Below are 16,671 nucleotides of genomic sequence, written 5' to 3'. Positions count from 1 at the left end.
AATTCGCCGACCTTCATTCCGCCGCCGTCCGCTGGCCGAAACGCTTCTCGATATAGTCGACGACGAGCGCCTCGAAGTCGGCAGCGATATTGGGACCGCGCAATGTCAGCGCCTTCTTCCCGTCGATGAAGACCGGGGCTGCCGGCGTCTCGCCGGTGCCGGGAAGCGAAATGCCGATATCGGCATGTTTGCTTTCGCCCGGCCCGTTGACGATGCAGCCCATGACGGCAACGTTCAGCGCCTCGACGCCCGGATATTTCTCGCGCCAGACCGGCATGTTCTTGCGGATGTCGTTCTGGATGTTCTGCGCAAGCTCCTGGAACACCGTCGACGTCGTGCGTCCGCAGCCGGGACAGGCGGCAACGACAGGAATGAACTGGCGGAAGCCCATGACCTGCAGGATTTCCTGCGCTACCTGAACTTCGCGCGTGCGGTCGCCGTTCGGCTCCGGCGTCAGCGATACACGGATCGTATCGCCGATGCCGTGCTGCAGCACGAAGCCCATCGCCGCCGACGAGGCGACGATGCCCTTGGTGCCCATGCCGGCTTCGGTCAAGCCGAGATGCAGCGCGTGATTGGAACGCTCGGCGAGCATGGAATTGACGGCGATCAGGTCCTGGACCTGGCTGACCTTGGCCGACAGGATGATGCGGTTGCGCGGCAAGCCGATCTCTTCGGCCAGGGCCGCCGAAAGCAGCGCCGATTGCACGATCGCCTCGCGCGTCACCTGCCGGGCCGAAAGCGGCGAGCCGGCGCTAGCATTCTCATCCATCAGCGCCGTCAACAGATCCTGATCGAGCGAACCCCAGTTAACGCCGATGCGCACCGGCTTGTCATAGCGGATCGCCATCTCGATGATCTCGGCGAACTGCTTGTCCTTCTTGTCCTTGAAGCCGACATTGCCGGGGTTGATGCGGTATTTCGCCAGCGCTGCGGCACAGTCAGGGTGATCGGCAAGCAGTTTGTGGCCGATATAATGGAAATCGCCGATCAATGGCACGTCCATGCCGAGCCGCAACAGCCTCTCGCGGATCTTCGGCACGGCGGCCGCACTCTCGTCACGGTCGACGGTGATGCGCACCAATTCCGAGCCCGCCCGGTGGAGAGCGGCGACCTGAGCCACGGTCGAATCGATATCGGCCGTATCGGTATTCGTCATCGATTGCACGACGACCGGCGCCCCGCCGCCAACGATGACGCCGCCAACATCGACGGCAACAGACGCGCGGCGCGGTTTCGGATCAAAATCGGCAGTTGGAGACATTAAGAGTTCCTGCACCCCTGAAAACAGTGCCTTTCAGGTGGATCATGACTGCTTTCTTGTCAACCGTTCCTGATATCACTTTTGTCGGGAGGCGGCTTAGTGGCCGCCGCCGGAGACTCCATCGGCATAACGGGCCAGTTTGGAGAATAGCAGAACGACGAGCAGCAGCGCCGGCAGCGCCATGAAGACCGCCGCAAAGCCGACATGCTCGGCGACGAAGCCGATCAGCGACGGCGCAACCAGCATGCCGGAATAGCCCATGGTCGTCACGACCGAGATGCCGATGCCGGGCTTGAGGCCGGGAATGTTGCCCGCCGCCGAGAAGGCGATCGGCACCATGTTGGAAATGCCGATGCCGCAAAGGGCAAAGCCCAGAATGGCGATCTCGGCATTGGGCGCCAGACCTGCAAGCAGCATGCCGACGATGGCAAACACCGTGCAGATCCGCAGCGTTTTGACGCCGCCCAGACGATCGCGCACCACGTCGCCGGCAAAACGCATGATGGCCATCGTCGCCGAAAAGGCTGCAAAACCAAGGCCGGAGAGCGCCACGGAGGCATCCATTTCCTGGCGGAGATAGAGTGCGCCCCAATCCAGAACCGCGCCTTCCGGCACCATGGAGAACAAGGCCATCAATCCGAGCAGCCACGGCAGCGGCACCATCGGCAGCCTGGTCTTTTCCTTCTTGGCATCGGGATGCGGCGGATCGGCCAGGATCATCGGCCAGGCGATCGCGAGGAAGATCGCCGCCAGCACCGTCGCCAGTTCGGCATGACCGAGAATGCCGAGCTTGGAGATCACGATGCCGCCGAGACCAGAGCCGATCAGTCCGCCAAGACTCCAGAAAGCATGGCAGGACGACATGATGGAGCGGCGCATGGATTTTTCGACCGACACTGCATTGGCATTCATCGCCACATCCATGGCGCCGATGAAACCGCCGAACAGGAAGAGCGAGATTGCCCCGGTGATCACATTCGGCGCGAGCGTCAATGCCAAGAGCAGCGGCAACACGCAGACAGCCAGCAACTGGACGACGATACGCGAGCCGTGTTTGGCAATCTGCGCCCCGGCGATCGGCATCATCACCAGCGAGCCGACGCCGAAGACCAGGATCATCAGCCCAAGCTCGAACTTGGAGAGCGCCAGCCGCTCGGCAAAATCCGGGATCTTCGGTGCCCAGCAGCCGACGACGAAGCCGTTCATGAGAAAGAGCAGGGAAACCGCCGCCCTGCTTCTGGTGATGAAGCCGCTTCGAGCTGCCGGCGGCGCATTCACATGACTATCCATTTCTCGGTCTTTCCTCATTGCCGGGCTTGCACGCCTGGTTTCCCTAAACTCGATGACGAGAGTCTCAGTTCGTTTTCTCGGCGACGACAGTCCTGCATCCGCGCGCGCGGTAATCGGCGAGAATGGCCGGATCGGCATCGTGCTCGACGACCAGGCATTCGCAATGGGCAACCGGCAGAATGCTATGGGGGGCTGCAGTGCCGAATTTCTCCGAGGTTGCCGCCACCAATACCTTTTTGCTTCGCGACGCCGCATAGCGCTTGAACTCGGCATCTTCGAAACCGAATACGGTGATGCCGGCCTCAAGATCGACGCCGCAGGCGCCGAGAATGCAAAGATCGGGCGAAATCTGCTCCATATCCCGCAAGGCTTTGGCACCGAGCGAGCCGCCCGTCTGCCGGTCCACCATTCCGCCGATCAGGATGACGTTGACGGACGGCTTGTCGATCAGCGCTGCGGCGATCGCCGGCGCATTCGTCGCAGCCGTCAGCGCAAGTTCATCCGGCAGTGCATTGGCAATCGCCAGATTGGTGCTGCCAGCATCGAAGAATACGGTCGAACCGGCGGCAATCTGCTGTGTTGCAGCGCGCGCCAGCGCCTGTTTCCGGTCCACGGCAAAACCGATCCGCTGCGTCAGGCTTCCACGCGCCGGCGAGATCGGCAATGCGCCGCCGTAAACCCGCTCGCAGAGCCCTGCCGCGGCCATCTCGCGCAGATCGCGCCGCACCGTATCTTCGGAGACGCCGAATTCGAGCGCAAGTTCCGTCGCCAGCACGCGGCCATTCAGCCGCAGCCTGTCGGAAATCACACCCTGGCGCTCGCGCAACAAGAAATCCTGCATGTTTTTACCGGATTGAAAACCTTAGAAACTAGAAACGTGCATAAACGCTTATGATCCGGCGCACAATATGCACAAACACACATTTCCTGACGCTGTGAAACAAAGCTCCACAAATCAGAGCGAAAGATCGCCTATTGACCGGTCAAGAGGCCGGGAATATCGATCGACCATTCCCCACTTCCCCGCCGGCTTTCTGCCAACTGGTGCGCTCCCGTGAAAAACTCCGTCAGCTTGGGCATCCTGCTCACGAGCCTCGCCTATATGGCGTTCACCTTCCATGATGCGATCATCAAGATCCTGACCTCAAGCATTCCGGTCTGGCAGATCCTGTTTTTCCGCAGTCTCACCATCCTTACCGGCTGTCTCGCCTTTGGCCGCGGCAAGCTCGTCCGCCAGACGATGCGATCGCCGATCATCAAGCCGATGATCGCCCGCAGCATCCTTCTTCTCTGTGCCTGGCTTTCCTATTATTCCGCCGCAAGCCGCCTGCAGCTGGCCGAAGTGACGACGCTCTATTACGCAGCACCGATCGTCGGCACCGTGCTTGCATGGCTCATCCTGAAGGAAGAGGTCACGCCTGCGCGCTGGCTTGCCGTCGGCGTCGGCTTCGTCGGCGTGCTGATTGCCTGCAACCCCATCGGCCTCACCATTTCTTGGCCGGTCTACCTGGCACTGCAGGCAGCCGTTCTCTGGGCCTCAGCCATGGTGCTGCTGCGCAAGACCTCGCTGCACGAGAAGACCATCATCCAGCTTACCGTCTCCAACGTCTTTTTCCTTGTGATGACCGGCATTGCCGTTCTCTACACCTGGAAGACCCCCGATATGACGCAGCTGTTGCTTCTCATTGCCACCGGCGTCGTCGCCGGCGGCGCGCAGTTCGCGCTCTTCGAGGGCATGCGGCAGGCGCCGGTCTCCGTGCTTGCGCCATTCGAATATACATCCCTCGTCTGGGCCTTCCTCCTGGGTTATCTGATATGGGCCGATATCCCCACGCCCAATGTCGTCTTCGGCGCGGCCATGATCCTCGCCGCCGGACTGATTATCATCGTCAGCGAAAAGCTGCGCCGCCGCATCGCGGCGTGATGCCTGTTTCTGCAGGATTCACGGCTGAGACGGCCGCTTGAGAAAAATATTTGCAGTTGCTGCTTTTATTCGCAGTTTTTTACGCTTCCGGCGCCCTAAATTTCTGCGAACTATCCCTCATCCGATGACAACCTCCCAAGGATGGATAAAACAATGAACTGGTTGAAAACCGTCGCCGCTGCCGCCCTCATTCAGGCTGCTGCCCTCCTGCCCGCCCATGCCGGCGAAAACCTCGCCGCCATCAAATCGGCCGGCGTCTTCAAGATCGGCACCGAAGGCACCTATGCGCCCTTCACCTATCATGACGAAAGCGGCAAGCTCGTCGGCTTCGACGTCGAGATCGGCGAAGCGATCGCTGCCAAGCTCGGCGTCAAGGCCGAGTTCGTCGAAGGCAAGTGGGATGGCCTGATCGCCGGCCTCGACGCCAAGCGCTACGACACCGTCATCAACCAGGTCGGCATCACCGAGGCCCGCAAGCAGAAATATGATTTCTCCGAACCCTATATCGCCTCCAAGGCCGTGCTGATCGTCCGCGACGGCGACGACAGCATCAAGACCTTCGCCGACTTGAAGGGCAAGAAATCCGCCCAGTCGCTGACCAGCAACTTCGGCAAGATCGCAACCGAAGCCGGCGCCGAACTCGTCGGCACCGACGGTTTCGACCAGTCGATCCAGCTTGTGCTGACCAAGCGCGCCGACGCGACGATCAACGACAGCCTCTCCTTCCTCGATTTCAAGAAGCACAAGCCGGACGCGCCGGTGAAGATCGCCGCCGAGCAGGAAAATGCCGATTATTCCGGCGTCATCATCCGCAAGAACGAACCGGAGCTTCTTGCCGAAATCAACAAGGCGCTCGCCGACATCAAGGCCGACGGCACCTACAAGAAGATCGCCGACAAGTATTTCGGCCAGGACGTCTCGAAGTAAGCTCCACTCGGGAAAAAGTCCCCTCCCCAACCCCTCCCCACAAGGGGGAGGGGCTTTGGCCGGGGCACCGCCTCATCTCAAAATAGACGTTTCGACTTGCAGTTCGGTCGCTCGTTCATGCCACGCGGGAGCCGGATTAAGTCCCTCCCCCTTGTGGGGAGGGGTTGGGGAGGGGTATTCCGAAGTATCACTGCTCAATCCATGAGAGGGAAGACCCTTGCCGCACTGGCTTCAACTGATGGCGGAATCGCTCCCCTCGCTTCTCTGGGCGGGACTGATCTTCACCATCCCCCTCACGCTGCTGTCCTTCGCCTTCGGCCTGATCCTCGGGCTGATCACCGCGATTGCCCGCCTGTTCGGTCCGGGGCCAGTCGCGGCTATCGCTCGTTTCTATGTCTGGGTCATCCGCGGCACGCCGCTGCTCGTCCAGCTCTTCGTGATTTTCTACGGCCTGCCGAGCATCGGTATCCTGCTCGATGCCTTTCCCGCCGCCCTCATCGGTTTCACCCTGAATATCGGCGCCTACAGCTCCGAGATCATCCGCGCCGTCATCTCCTCGGTGCCCAAGGGCCAGTGGGAGGCCGCCTATTCGATCGGCATGAGCTGGCGCCAGGCGATGAGCCGCACCATCCTGCCGCAGGCCGCCCGCGTCGCCGTGCCGCCGCTGTCGAACACCTTCATCTCGCTGGTCAAGGATACCTCGCTTGCCGCCGCCATCACCGTGCCGGAACTCTTCCAGGCGGCGCAGCGCATCGTCGCCACCACCTATGAGCCGCTGATCCTCTATATCGAGGCGGCGCTGCTCTATCTCGTGCTGAGCTCCGTCCTCTCGCAGCTGCAGGTGCGGCTGGAACGCCGTTTCGCGCGTTATGGCGGCATGCTGGAGGCCAATGCATGATCGAGCTTTCCAACATCGAAAAGCGCTTCGGCGACGCCGTCATCCTGAAGGATATCAGCATCCGCATTCCCGAAGGCAGCGTCACCGCGCTGGTCGGCCCCTCAGGCGGCGGCAAGAGCACGCTGCTGCGCTGTATCAACCTGCTCGAAATCCCGACGGCCGGGGCGATCCGCCTCGGAGAGGAAACACTGTCCTTTGCACCGGGCAAACGAACGAGCTGGCAGGCGATCCAGAAGATCCGCCGCCAGACCGGCATGGTCTTCCAGAATTTTCAGCTTTTCCCGCATCAGACCGCGATCGAGAATGTCATGGAGGGCCTGGTGACGGTGCTGAAATGGCCGCGGGAAAAGGCGCGTGAACGCGCCATGGAGCTGTTGACCAAGGTCGGCATGACCCACAAGGCCGACGCCTGGCCGTCGACGCTCTCAGGCGGCCAGCAGCAGCGTGTGGCGATCGCTCGCGCCTTGGCGCCGTCGCCGCGCGTGCTTCTCTGCGACGAGCCGACTTCGGCGCTCGATCCGGAACTTTCGGCCGAAGTGGTCGATGTGCTCGGTCGTCTCGCCAAAGAAGGCACGACAATGGTGATGGCGACCCACGATCTTCGACTCGCCTCGAAGATCGCCAATGACGTCGTCTTCCTGGAAGCCGGCAGCGTTGTGGAAACGGGCAGCGCCAGGGCGATCTTCACGGCACCGGAGCGCGAACGCACCAAGCGCTTCATCTCGACGATCAACGCCGCCCATACTTACGATATCTGAAGCAATGCCGGGATGCGGGCACCCCGGCATTGCTGGAACGCCAATCAGGAGGCCGTGACGACGGAGCGCGCAGCCTTCAGCGCATTGCCCCACCAGGTGATCTGATCGAGCAGGTTCTTGGCAGCCTCGTTGAGATGGGCGTAATCGCCAAGGCTCTTGCCCTCCTTGAGAACGGCAAGATATTCGCTGAATGCGATATGGACGCCTGTTTTGACGGAAGCAGCGCTCATTTCCACGAAGATCAGACGCAGCTGCTCGACCGCACGGGCGCCGCCAACGCCGCCGTAACCGACGAAACCGACCGGCTTCTGGATGAATTCGCCGAGATCGATCGCGTTCTTCAGAACGGCCGTCGGCGCATGATTGTATTCGGCGACGGTGAAGATGAAGCCGTCGAATTCACGCAGCTTCTTCTTCCAACGCTCGGCGGCATCGCTTTCGGCCGTCGTGGCGCGGGCTTCGCCGAAGAAATGCATGGGATAGTCGAGAAGATCGAGAACCTCGACTTCCAGATCGGGGCGCTGGCCGGTGAGATCGGCGATCCACTTGGCCGGATGTTCGGCAAAACGGCCAATACGCGTGCTGCCGACAATGACGGCAATCTTCAGCTTGCTCATGGGGATGATTTCCTGATTGGTCTTGGGGGGCGGATGGCGGGAGCGCAAGTCTATGAGAAAGCCTCCTCGCCGGGCAAGGCGAGGAGGCGGCTAATTCTTCAAAAAAATCAGCTTTTGGGCAGCCCGATCATACACAATCGGGTGATTGGCTACAGACCGCCGGTAGCAGAACAGCCGCCCATTGCTTAACCGCCATAGACGACGAGCAGGTCCTTGGCGTCGATCTGATCGCCCGCCTTGACCAGCACTTCGGCGATGGTGCCGTCCTTCTCCGCATGCAGCGCCGTTTCCATCTTCATCGCCTCGATCGAAACGAGCACGTCGCCGGCACTGACCGCTTGGCCAGAAGAGACGAAGACGCGTGAGATGACGCCCGGCATCGGCGCACCGACATGGACGGCATTGCCCGGTTCGGCCTTGCGGCGGACCGCCGCCCCCGTCGCCCCATGGGCCCGGTCCGGCACCTTGATACGGCGCGGCTGGCCGTTGAGTTCGAAGAAGATGGTGACCATGCCCTGGCTGTCGGTGGCGCTCATCGCCTGGTTGACGATGACAAGCGTCTTGCCGCGTTCGATATCGGCAAACAGCTCTTCGCCATCCCCAAGCCCGTAGAAATAGGCAGGCGTCGGCAGCACCGAAACCGGGCCGTAGGTATCGGAGGCGAGCGCGAAGTCGGTAAAGACCTTCGGATACATCAGATAGGAGGCGAACTCGAAATCGCTGACCTCGCGCTCCAGCTTCGTCTCGATGACCTTACGTTCGGCATCGAGATCGGCTTCCTTCAGCAGCGAGCCGGGACGCACCGTGTAGGGCTTGTCGCCCTTCAGCGCCTTCTTCTGCAGCGCTTCCGGCCATCCCGACGGCGGCTGGCCGAGATCGCCCTTCAGCATCGACACCACCGATTCCGGGAAGGAGACTTCGCGCTCGGGGCTGACGACGTCGGCGACCGTCAGGTCCTGGCTCACCATCATCAGCGCCATGTCGCCGACCACCTTGGAGGACGGCGTCACCTTGACGATGTCGCCGAACATCTGGTTGGCGTCGGCATAAGCCTGCGCCACCCGATGCCAGCGGGTCTCCAGACCCAGCGAGCGGGCCTGTTCCTTGAGGTTGGTGAACTGACCGCCCGGCATTTCATGCAGATAGACTTCCGATGCCGGCCCCTTCAGATCGCTTTCGAAGGCGGCATATTGGTTGCGCACCGCTTCCCAATAGAAGGAGACGCGGCGGATCCATTCCGGATCGAGACCCGGATCGCGCTCCGTACCGCGCAGCGCCTCGACGATCGAGCCGAGACAGGGCTGCGACGTATTGCCGGACAGCGCATCCATGGCCGCATCGACGGCATCGACGCCGGCGTCGACCGCGGCAAGAACGGTCGCCGCGGCAATGCCCGATGTGTCATGCGTGTGGAAATGGATCGGCAGGCTGGTCGCCTCGCGCAGCGCCTTGAACAGAACCTTCGCCGCCGCAGGCTTGAGCAGGCCCGCCATGTCCTTGAGCGCGATGATATGGGCGCCGGCCTTTTCCAGCTCGACCGCAAGGTCGGTATAATATTTCAGGTCATATTTCGGGCGGGCCGAATTGAGAATATCGCCGGTATAGCAGATCGCCGCCTCGCAGAGCTTGTTCTCTTCGGCGATGGCATCCATCGAGACGCGCATGTTCTCGACCCAGTTCAGGCAGTCGAAGACGCGGAAGAGATCGATGCCGCCGCGGGCCGCCTGGCGGACGAAGTATTTGACGACATTGTCGGGATAGTTGGTGTAGCCGACACCGTTGGCGCCGCGCAGCAGCATCTGCAGCAGCAGGTTCGGCGCGCCCTCGCGGATCAGCGCCAGGCGCTCCCACGGATCTTCCGTCAGGAAGCGCATCGAGACGTCGAAAGTGGCGCCGCCCCAACATTCCAGCGAGAGCAGGTTCGGCAGCGCATGCGCATAGGTGCCGGCGATGCGGGCGATGTCATAGGTACGCATGCGGGTGGCGAGCAGCGACTGGTGGCCGTCGCGCATCGTCGTGTCGGTCAGAAGCACACGCTTTTCGTTGCGCATCCATTCGCCGAATTTCTTCGGGCCGAGGGTGTCGAGAAGCTGCTTGGTGCCGTCCTTGACGCCATTGCCGTTGCCATAGGGCACCACCGGCTGGGCGGCGTTATCAAGCGGCCTTGGCCTATCCTTGGCTTCCGGATGACCGTTGACGGTGACGTCGGCGAGATAGGTCAGCAGCTTCGTCGCGCGGTCCTGGCGCTTAACCTGCTGGAAGAGTTCCGGCGTCGTGTCGATGAAGCGCGTGGTGTAGCTGTTGTCGCGGAATTTCGGATGGCCGATGATCGCTTCGAGGAAGGTCAGGTTGGTGGCGACGCCGCGAATACGGAATTCGCGCAGCGCCCGGTCCATGCGGGAAATCGCTTCGGAGGGGTTCGGCGCCCAGGCCGTGACCTTGACGAGCAGCGGATCGTAAAAGCGGGTGATGATGGCACCGGAATAGGAGGTGCCGCCGTCGAGGCGGATGCCGAAACCGGAAGCCGAGCGATAGGCGGTGATGCGGCCGTAATCCGGAATGAAGTTGTGTTCCGGATCCTCGGTGGTGATGCGGCACTGCAGCGCATGGCCGTTGAGACGGATATCGGCTTGAGCGGGAACGCCGGATTCCGGCGTGCCGATCGCGGCGCCGTCAAGGATGTGGATCTGCGCCTTGACGATGTCGATGCCGGTAACGACTTCGGTCACCGTGTGCTCGACCTGGATGCGCGGATTGACCTCGATGAAGTAGAATTTGCCGGTATCGGCATCCATCAGATATTCGACGGTGCCGGCGCCGACATAATTGGTCGCCGCTGCGATCTTCAGCGAATAGGCGGCGAGCTCCTGGCGCTGCGCCTCGGAAAGATAGGGGGCCGGCGCCCGCTCGACGACCTTCTGGTTGCGGCGCTGGATGGAGCAGTCACGCTCGAACAGATGCACGACATTGCCGTGCGTATCGCCGAGAACCTGGCTTTCGACGTGGCGGGCGCGTTCGACCAGCTTTTCCAGATAGACCTCGTCCTTGCCGAAGGCGGCCATCGCCTCGCGCTTGGCCTCGGTCACCTCACGGGCGAGATCCTTCGGGTCGCGGATGGCGCGCATGCCGCGCCCGCCGCCGCCCCAGGAGGCCTTCAGCATGACGGGATAACCGATCTCTTTCGCCATCTTCGCCACCACGGCCATATCGTCGGGCAGCGGCTCGGTCGCCGGCACGACAGGCACGCCGACCGAGATCGCCAGATTGCGGGCCGCGACCTTGTTGCCGAGCTGGCGCATCGTATCGGCCCTCGGGCCGATGAAGATGATACCGGCCTTGTTGCAGGCATCGACGAATTCGGGGCTTTCCGACAGCAGGCCGTAACCCGGGTGAATGGCGTCGGCGCCCGAGAGCTTGGCGACGCGGATCACCTCGTCGATCGACAGATAGCTTTCGATCGGTCCGAGATCACGCGCAAGATGCGGACCGCGGCCGACCTGGTAGCTTTCGTCCGCCTTGAAGCGATGCAGCGCCAGCTTGTCCTCTTCTGCCCAGATCGCCACGGTTTTTATTCCAAGCTCGTTGGCCGCGCGGAACACGCGAATGGCAATTTCGGAGCGATTGGCAACGAGAATCTTGGAAATGGGCAAAACGGTCTCCTCAGACGTTCAGACGCGGGCATGCTGCACCCGCGAAGGAAATTCTTAACTTCTTGTCACAGGAAGTTCAATTTCTCTTGCGACTGCGAAATGCAATTTCTCGCCATTCTGGATACGAATAATGCCAGATCGGCTCGACCTGGATCAGAATCCTTATCGAAATCAAAGAGGTATTATAGAAATCGCTTATGTTGCCAGCATGATGCTTTAGCTTATCAGCCGGTGACGGAAGGCAAGCGCCACCGCCTGTTGCCGGTTTTTCGCCTTCAGCTTGTTCTGCAAGCCGTTCATATACCAGTCGACGGTGTGGTTTGAGATCTTCAGCACCTTGCCGATTTCCATCGAGGTCATGCCTTCGGCGAGATAATGCAGGATCTCCATTTCACGTCGCGTCAGGGGCGTGTCGGCCGGCAGCACGGTTTCCAGCGCCTGCGCCTCGTCCTTCAGTTCGAGCATTCGCCAGAAGCTCTTGCGTGCCACCGCCTCAAACAGGGCGATCTCCACCGGCGACAGCTCGACAGGTTTGCCGGCGAGACTCAGGCTGCCGAGAATGCCGTTCCGTCCGTGGACGGGAAAGATATAACCGTCTTCCAGTCCGTGACCGAAGGCATCGACCATCATCTGCTCCATGCGGCGGCGCTGCGCATCCTTGCCGAAGGCCGCCAGGCTTTCCCGCCAGCGGAAAGGCCGCTGCGCATGGGCGAGATAGCGCACCATCGGATCGATCATGACATATTTTTTCGCGGAATAGATTTGCGGCCATTGTTCCGGCCAGCGATCGGCAAGCGCCGCCGCCCGGGGTTCTGGATGGCGCTGCGCCGGATTTTGCGGCAAATGGCGCAGCAGGCCGTAATATTCGAAGCCGCAATCGTCGATCACCCGTTCGAACTCGGTCACCAATGCCCGAGCGTTCGGCGATTCTTCCAGAACTATAAGCAATTGAATTAACAAATTAATATTCACACAATGCCCCTTGCCCGGACGTGACGCCCGCATCCGAGGCCGTCGGCGGCTTGTCAAATGGGTCGCGAAACGGTCTTCTCAAAAAATGCAGTCTCTAATTTTAATGCTGCGCTAAAAATTTATTAAAATGCAAGCGCAAATTGTTGCGCGGATATAGCCGAGTAACAATTTCAGCGCCATAGCCTATCTCGTCGCATCCTGCGATAGTACGATCGGGTGAATCGTCGCCTGGATTGAACCCTGAATACTCCGTTAATCGCCGGTTCAGGTAGCCTTTTGTAGCATGGCATCATCCCGTTTTCGCAGATGCACAAGAGGTTCGACGTGACGCTATTCAAGGTCTATGCAAGAGCTCTGCGCTATCTTGGCGCCTACAAGCTGCGCGTATCCCTGGTCGTGGTGGCAAACATCGTTCTGGCGACGATTACCATCGCGGAGCCGATCCTGTTCGGTCGCATTATCGATGCGATTTCCGGCAAGGGTGAGGTCAAGCCCATCCTTTTCATGTGGGCGACTTTCGCGGTCTTCAACACTGTCGCCTTCGTCCTGGTCGCCCGCGAGGCTGACCGGCTGGCCCATGGCCGGCGAGCGACGCTGCTGACGGAAGCCTTCGGCCGGATCATTTCCATGCCGCTTGGCTGGCACCATCAGCGCGGCACCTCCAACGCGCTGCATACATTGCTGCGCGCCTGTGAAACGCTGTTCGGCCTCTGGCTGGAATTCATGCGCAATCACCTGTCGACGGTCATCGCGCTTGCCCTTCTGATCCCGACCGCAATGGCGATGGACCTGCGCCTTTCCGCCGTACTGATGGTGCTCGCCGTCGCCTACTGGCTGATCGGCCGCGTCGTCATGAGCCGCACCAAGGACGGTCAGGCTTCGGTCGAAAACCATTATCACACCGTCTTCTCGCACGTCAGCGACTCGATCAGCAACGTTTCGGTCCTGCACAGCTACAACCGCATCGAGGCTGAAACCCGGGCGCTGAAATCCTTTGCCGACCGTCTGCTCGAAGCCCAGTATCCGGTGCTCGACTGGTGGGCGATCGCCAGCGCGCTGAACCGCATGGCCTCGACCATTGCAATGATGGTGGTTCTGATCATCGGCACCATGCTCGTACAGGCCGGCCAGCTGCGCGTCGGCGACGTCATCGCCTTCATCGGCTTTGCCAACCTGCTGATCGGTCGCCTCGACCTGATGCGCCAGTTCGCCACCCAGATTTTCGAAGCCCGTTCCAAGCTCGAGGAATTCTATGCTCTCGAAGACTCGGTGCGTGAACGCGAAGAACCGGCCGGCAATGGCGAGATCAAGGACGTCAAGGGTGAGGTCGAATTCCGCGACGTCTCCTTCGGCTTCGGCAACAGCTCGCAGGGCCTGCACAATGTCTCCTTCTCGGTGAAGGCAGGCCAGACGGTTGCGATCGTCGGCCCGACCGGCGCCGGCAAGACGACGCTCGTCAACCTGCTGCAGCGCGTCTACGACGCCCAGGGCGGCCAGATCCTCGTCGACGGCACCGACATCACCAAGGTGACCCGCAAGTCGCTGCGTCGCCACATCGCCACGGTCTTCCAGGACGCAGGCCTGCTGAACCGCTCGATCAGCGAGAATATCCGGCTCGGCCGCGAGGGTGCGAGCGAAGAGGAAATGCGCCGTGCGGCCGAAGCCGCAGCTGCCGCCGACTTCATCGAGACCCGTGAGGATCGCTACGATACGCATGTCGGTGAACGCGGCAACAAGCTCTCCGGCGGCGAGCGCCAGCGCATCGCGATTGCCCGCGCCATCCTCAAGGACGCGCCGATCCTGGTGCTCGACGAGGCGACCTCGGCGCTCGATGTCGAAACCGAAAACCGCGTCAAGGCGGCGATCGACAATCTGCGTGAGAATCGCACCACCTTCATCATCGCCCACCGCCTCTCGACGGTCCGCGAAGCCGATATGGTGCTCTTCCTGGATGACGGCCGCGTCGTCGAACAGGGCAGCTTCGACGAACTCAGCCACAGCAACGGCCGCTTCGCCGCCCTGCTGCGCGCCAGCGGTATCCTGACGGACGAAGAGGTCCGCAAGGCCCACGCCACCGAAGCCGCCTGATCGCTTCGGGTTTCAAGACAAAGGCCGGAAGGGTAGCTCCCTTCCGGCCTTTTTGTTTGGGCTGGCTTAAGCGGCTGCATCGAATGCTGCCAGCGCCGCCGCGGGCGACATGTATTGGGCAGTATCCGAGTGGCGCCCCCCTCTGCCCTGCCGGGCATCTCCCCCACAAGGAGGGAGATCGGCAAGAAGCTGGATCGTCCGTCCCTCTCCGCCGTATCGGCAGCTAAAGCAGGTCGCGCAAATGCGCGCAGCGGTTTACGACAAGCGTAAAAGCCTAAAAGCGCGAGGAGCTCATCTGAAGATCGTGACGCGCCCAATGCGGAGTTGCTTGGGGAAACCATCGCGCCCAGCCGATCTCCCTCCTTGTGGGGGAGATGCCCGGCAGGGCAGAGGGGGGTGCCACAGGCCGCCGCGTCGCCATTCCAAGCCAAACCCCGATTGACCACCCTGCCGATCTTCCTACCTTCCGCCTTGTCACGAGAGCATGTCGCGCAAAACTGTGCAGCGGTTTTGCCAGGCAAAGCGCTAAGCGCTTTTGCCGCGAACGACATGCGTAAAAACAAAGAGCTGAAGTGCGTCGCATGAATCAAATTTGACGCGATGCGCTTTAGGTATCGAAGGGAAAGCCCATGACCGTCCTGCGCATCGTCGCCAATATCCAGGCACCTGACATCACGCTTGCCCGGCGCTTCTATCAGGACATCCTCGGTCTCGACGTCGTCATGGATCACGGCTGGATCACGACCTTCGGCGCCGCGAGGCCGATGAACGTTCAGCTGAGCATCGCCAGCGAGGGCGGTTCCGGAACGCCCGTGCCAGATCTTTCGATCGAAGTTGATAATCTCGATGCCGTGTTCGAGGCGATGTCGGCTGCCGGTTTTGCGATCGAGTATGGGCCGGCCGACGAGCCCTGGGGCGTCAGGCGCTTTTATGTGCGCGATCCCTTGGGCAAGCTGGTGAACATTCTCGTCCATAAAAATTGAGCCGGCGGCCATCGGCCACCGGCTCCTTCATCTCACAGACGCGTCGGAAACTTATTTCCGATCGTTGCGGCGGTAGGCGTTTGCCGTTCCGCCGATGCGCACCGGCACCGGGATGCTGGCGGGCTGGGTGACGAGTTTCCCCTTGACCTTGCCCTGCTGGCGCTTGCGTTCGAGATAATAGGCATAGGCGAATTGCGTCGCGATGCCGGCGACCACGAAGAGCGGACCGACCAGCGGGTCCTTGTTGGTGATATAGAGCACCACCTGGCCGATCATGGCGAGGATCGTGCCGGCAACGAAGATGTTCAGCGAATGACGGCCGAGAATGGTCAGCGGATGGTCCGCAGGCCGGCGCAGAATGCGCGAGAACGCCGGAATGCTGATGACGAGATAGGTCAGCGCCAGCACATGCAGCAGCCGCGGCAGCGACAGGAAGGTCTTGTCGAAACCCGTGATGACAGGCGGCAGACCAAGGGCTGCCAGCGAATTGCCGAAGGCCCAGAGATGACCGGTCACCCAGACGAAGGAAAGCGCGACGTAACTGGCAGCGACCGCAAACAGCAGTGGATGCCGCGGGATCGTGCCGCCCCGCTTGATATGCAGCATCGAAACGATGCCGATCGTAAACAGGAACTGCCAGGAAAGCGGATTGAGGAACCAGTAGCTCTCGATCAGCATATTGTGCGGCGCCACCTGATAGATGCCCGCAAGCAGCCAGACCGTGCCGGAGACGCCGAGCGCCAGCAACGGGCTGCGCGCATTCAAGAGCAGGATGATCGGCACCATCAGCATCAGCGCGCCGTACATCGGCAGAATATTGTTGTAGCCGATCTGATGGCCGAGCAGCAGCAGCGCCGGAATACCTTCCTTCAGGTTCATCAGCACCGCCAGGATGTTGATTTCAACAAGCAAGCCCGGCCGGTGAAACAGCCACGCGCCTGAGATGAACAGCGCCAGCGTCATGAAGGTGGTGATCATATGAGCGAGATAAAGCGTGAAGGCGCGCTTCGCCGCCTTGATCGCCATCTTGAGCCGGTTGCCCGGCCGGAATCCGGATCCATAGGCAAGGCCGACGGCGATGCCCGAGATCAGCACGAAGGCCTCGGCAGCATCGGAGAAGCCGAAATTCTTCGTCGTCACATATTCGAAAATCTGTCCGGGAACATGATTGATGAAGATCATGATCAGCGCCACGCCGCGCAAGACGTCCAGCCTGGTGTCACGCATTGGTGCAGCTGTGGATAGGGGACTGCGCCCGGTGACGATGGCTTCGGTCGGCGTGCTTGCCATGGGTCTCTCC

General features: G+C 61.2%; 13 protein-coding genes. 6 read left to right on the top strand and 7 right to left on the bottom strand.

All coding sequences use genetic code 11. The features are described 5' to 3' along the window. Window positions 1-13 precede the first annotated feature (13 nt). From ispG to FHX14_RS04210, 3 genes are all read right to left on the bottom strand, one after another. Window positions 14-1,264: a flavodoxin-dependent (E)-4-hydroxy-3-methylbut-2-enyl-diphosphate synthase gene (ispG, locus tag FHX14_RS04220; RefSeq protein ID WP_003589644.1), complete on the bottom strand. Its 1,251-nt coding sequence runs from the start codon at window positions 1,262-1,264 to the stop codon at window positions 14-16. Window positions 1,265-1,360: 96 nt separating this feature from the next. Beyond that, the gene (locus FHX14_RS04215) at window positions 1,361-2,554 is read right to left on the bottom strand and encodes an MFS transporter (RefSeq protein WP_184376399.1); all 1,194 of its coding nucleotides are present in this window, start codon (window positions 2,552-2,554) and stop codon (window positions 1,361-1,363) included. A gap of 64 nt (window positions 2,555-2,618) precedes the next feature. After that, window positions 2,619-3,395: a DeoR/GlpR family DNA-binding transcription regulator gene (locus tag FHX14_RS04210; protein ID WP_184376398.1), complete on the bottom strand. Its 777-nt coding sequence runs from the start codon at window positions 3,393-3,395 to the stop codon at window positions 2,619-2,621. Window positions 3,396-3,608: 213 nt separating this feature from the next. Between FHX14_RS04210 and FHX14_RS04205 the strand changes: the two genes are divergently transcribed. From FHX14_RS04205 to FHX14_RS04190, 4 genes are all read left to right on the top strand, one after another. Further along, window positions 3,609-4,478, top strand: coding sequence for a DMT family transporter (locus FHX14_RS04205; protein WP_184376397.1), 870 nt, complete (start codon window positions 3,609-3,611; stop codon window positions 4,476-4,478). Between the two features lie 153 nt (window positions 4,479-4,631). Further along, window positions 4,632-5,405 carry an amino acid ABC transporter substrate-binding protein gene (locus FHX14_RS04200; RefSeq protein ID WP_003589640.1) on the top strand — a complete coding sequence of 258 codons (774 nt, stop codon included), beginning with the start codon at window positions 4,632-4,634 and terminating at the stop codon, window positions 5,403-5,405. A gap of 217 nt (window positions 5,406-5,622) precedes the next feature. Next, the gene (locus tag FHX14_RS04195; protein WP_003589639.1) at window positions 5,623-6,303 is read left to right on the top strand and encodes an amino acid ABC transporter permease; all 681 of its coding nucleotides are present in this window, start codon (window positions 5,623-5,625) and stop codon (window positions 6,301-6,303) included. Continuing rightward, a complete protein-coding gene (locus FHX14_RS04190; RefSeq protein WP_183692508.1) occupies window positions 6,300-7,061 on the top strand; it encodes an amino acid ABC transporter ATP-binding protein in 762 nt (253 codons plus the stop codon). Before FHX14_RS04195 ends, FHX14_RS04190 begins: the two co-directional genes overlap by 4 nt. 44 nt (window positions 7,062-7,105) lie before the next feature. Here the strand turns inward: FHX14_RS04190 and FHX14_RS04185 are convergent, their stop codons facing one another. The 3 genes from FHX14_RS04185 to FHX14_RS04175 form a co-directional block, all read right to left on the bottom strand. Beyond that, complete coding sequence (locus FHX14_RS04185) at window positions 7,106-7,678, bottom strand: NAD(P)H-dependent oxidoreductase (protein WP_012559326.1); 573 nt, start codon at window positions 7,676-7,678, stop codon at window positions 7,106-7,108. Window positions 7,679-7,863: 185 nt separating this feature from the next. Next, window positions 7,864-11,328: a pyruvate carboxylase gene (gene pyc / locus FHX14_RS04180; RefSeq protein ID WP_184376396.1), complete on the bottom strand. Its 3,465-nt coding sequence runs from the start codon at window positions 11,326-11,328 to the stop codon at window positions 7,864-7,866. Between the two features lie 216 nt (window positions 11,329-11,544). Beyond that, window positions 11,545-12,300: a LuxR family transcriptional regulator gene (locus FHX14_RS04175; protein ID WP_012559328.1), complete on the bottom strand. Its 756-nt coding sequence runs from the start codon at window positions 12,298-12,300 to the stop codon at window positions 11,545-11,547. Window positions 12,301-12,624: 324 nt separating this feature from the next. On the opposite strand from FHX14_RS04175, the gene FHX14_RS04170 reads away from it, so the two are divergent. Beyond that, window positions 12,625-14,388: a glucan ABC transporter ATP-binding protein/ permease gene (locus FHX14_RS04170; RefSeq protein WP_003589633.1), complete on the top strand. Its 1,764-nt coding sequence runs from the start codon at window positions 12,625-12,627 to the stop codon at window positions 14,386-14,388. 629 nt (window positions 14,389-15,017) lie between these two features. Continuing rightward, on the top strand, window positions 15,018-15,371 hold the full coding sequence (locus FHX14_RS04165) for a VOC family protein (protein WP_184376395.1): 354 nt from the start codon (window positions 15,018-15,020) through the stop codon (window positions 15,369-15,371). A 51-nt stretch (window positions 15,372-15,422) separates the two neighbouring features. Here the strand turns inward: FHX14_RS04165 and opgC are convergent, their stop codons facing one another. After that, the gene (opgC, locus tag FHX14_RS04160) at window positions 15,423-16,661 is read right to left on the bottom strand and encodes an OpgC domain-containing protein (RefSeq protein WP_184376394.1); all 1,239 of its coding nucleotides are present in this window, start codon (window positions 16,659-16,661) and stop codon (window positions 15,423-15,425) included. Between the last annotated feature and the right edge of the window lie 10 nt (window positions 16,662-16,671).

The sequence above is a fragment of the Rhizobium sp. BK619 genome (genome assembly GCF_014195245.1).
GTDB lineage: Bacteria > Pseudomonadota > Alphaproteobacteria > Rhizobiales > Rhizobiaceae > Rhizobium > Rhizobium acidisoli.
This window is presented reverse-complemented; position numbering and strand designations above follow the sequence as displayed.

Excerpts from the sequence above, each read along its gene's own strand:
- ispG (WP_003589644.1), bottom strand. The coding sequence starts at position 1,264 with ATGTCTCCAACTGCCGATTTTGATCCGAAACCGCGCCGCGCGTCTGTT.
- FHX14_RS04215 (WP_184376399.1), bottom strand. The coding sequence starts at position 2,554 with ATGGATAGTCATGTGAATGCGCCGCCGGCAGCTCGAAGCGGCTTCATC.
- FHX14_RS04210 (WP_184376398.1), bottom strand. The coding sequence starts at position 3,395 with ATGCAGGATTTCTTGTTGCGCGAGCGCCAGGGTGTGATTTCCGACAGG.
- FHX14_RS04200 (WP_003589640.1), top strand. The coding sequence starts at position 4,632 with ATGAACTGGTTGAAAACCGTCGCCGCTGCCGCCCTCATTCAGGCTGCT.
- FHX14_RS04190 (WP_183692508.1), top strand. The coding sequence starts at position 6,300 with ATGATCGAGCTTTCCAACATCGAAAAGCGCTTCGGCGACGCCGTCATC.
- FHX14_RS04185 (WP_012559326.1), bottom strand. The coding sequence starts at position 7,678 with ATGAGCAAGCTGAAGATTGCCGTCATTGTCGGCAGCACGCGTATTGGC.
- FHX14_RS04165 (WP_184376395.1), top strand. The coding sequence starts at position 15,018 with ATGACCGTCCTGCGCATCGTCGCCAATATCCAGGCACCTGACATCACG.
- opgC (WP_184376394.1), bottom strand. The coding sequence starts at position 16,661 with ATGGCAAGCACGCCGACCGAAGCCATCGTCACCGGGCGCAGTCCCCTA.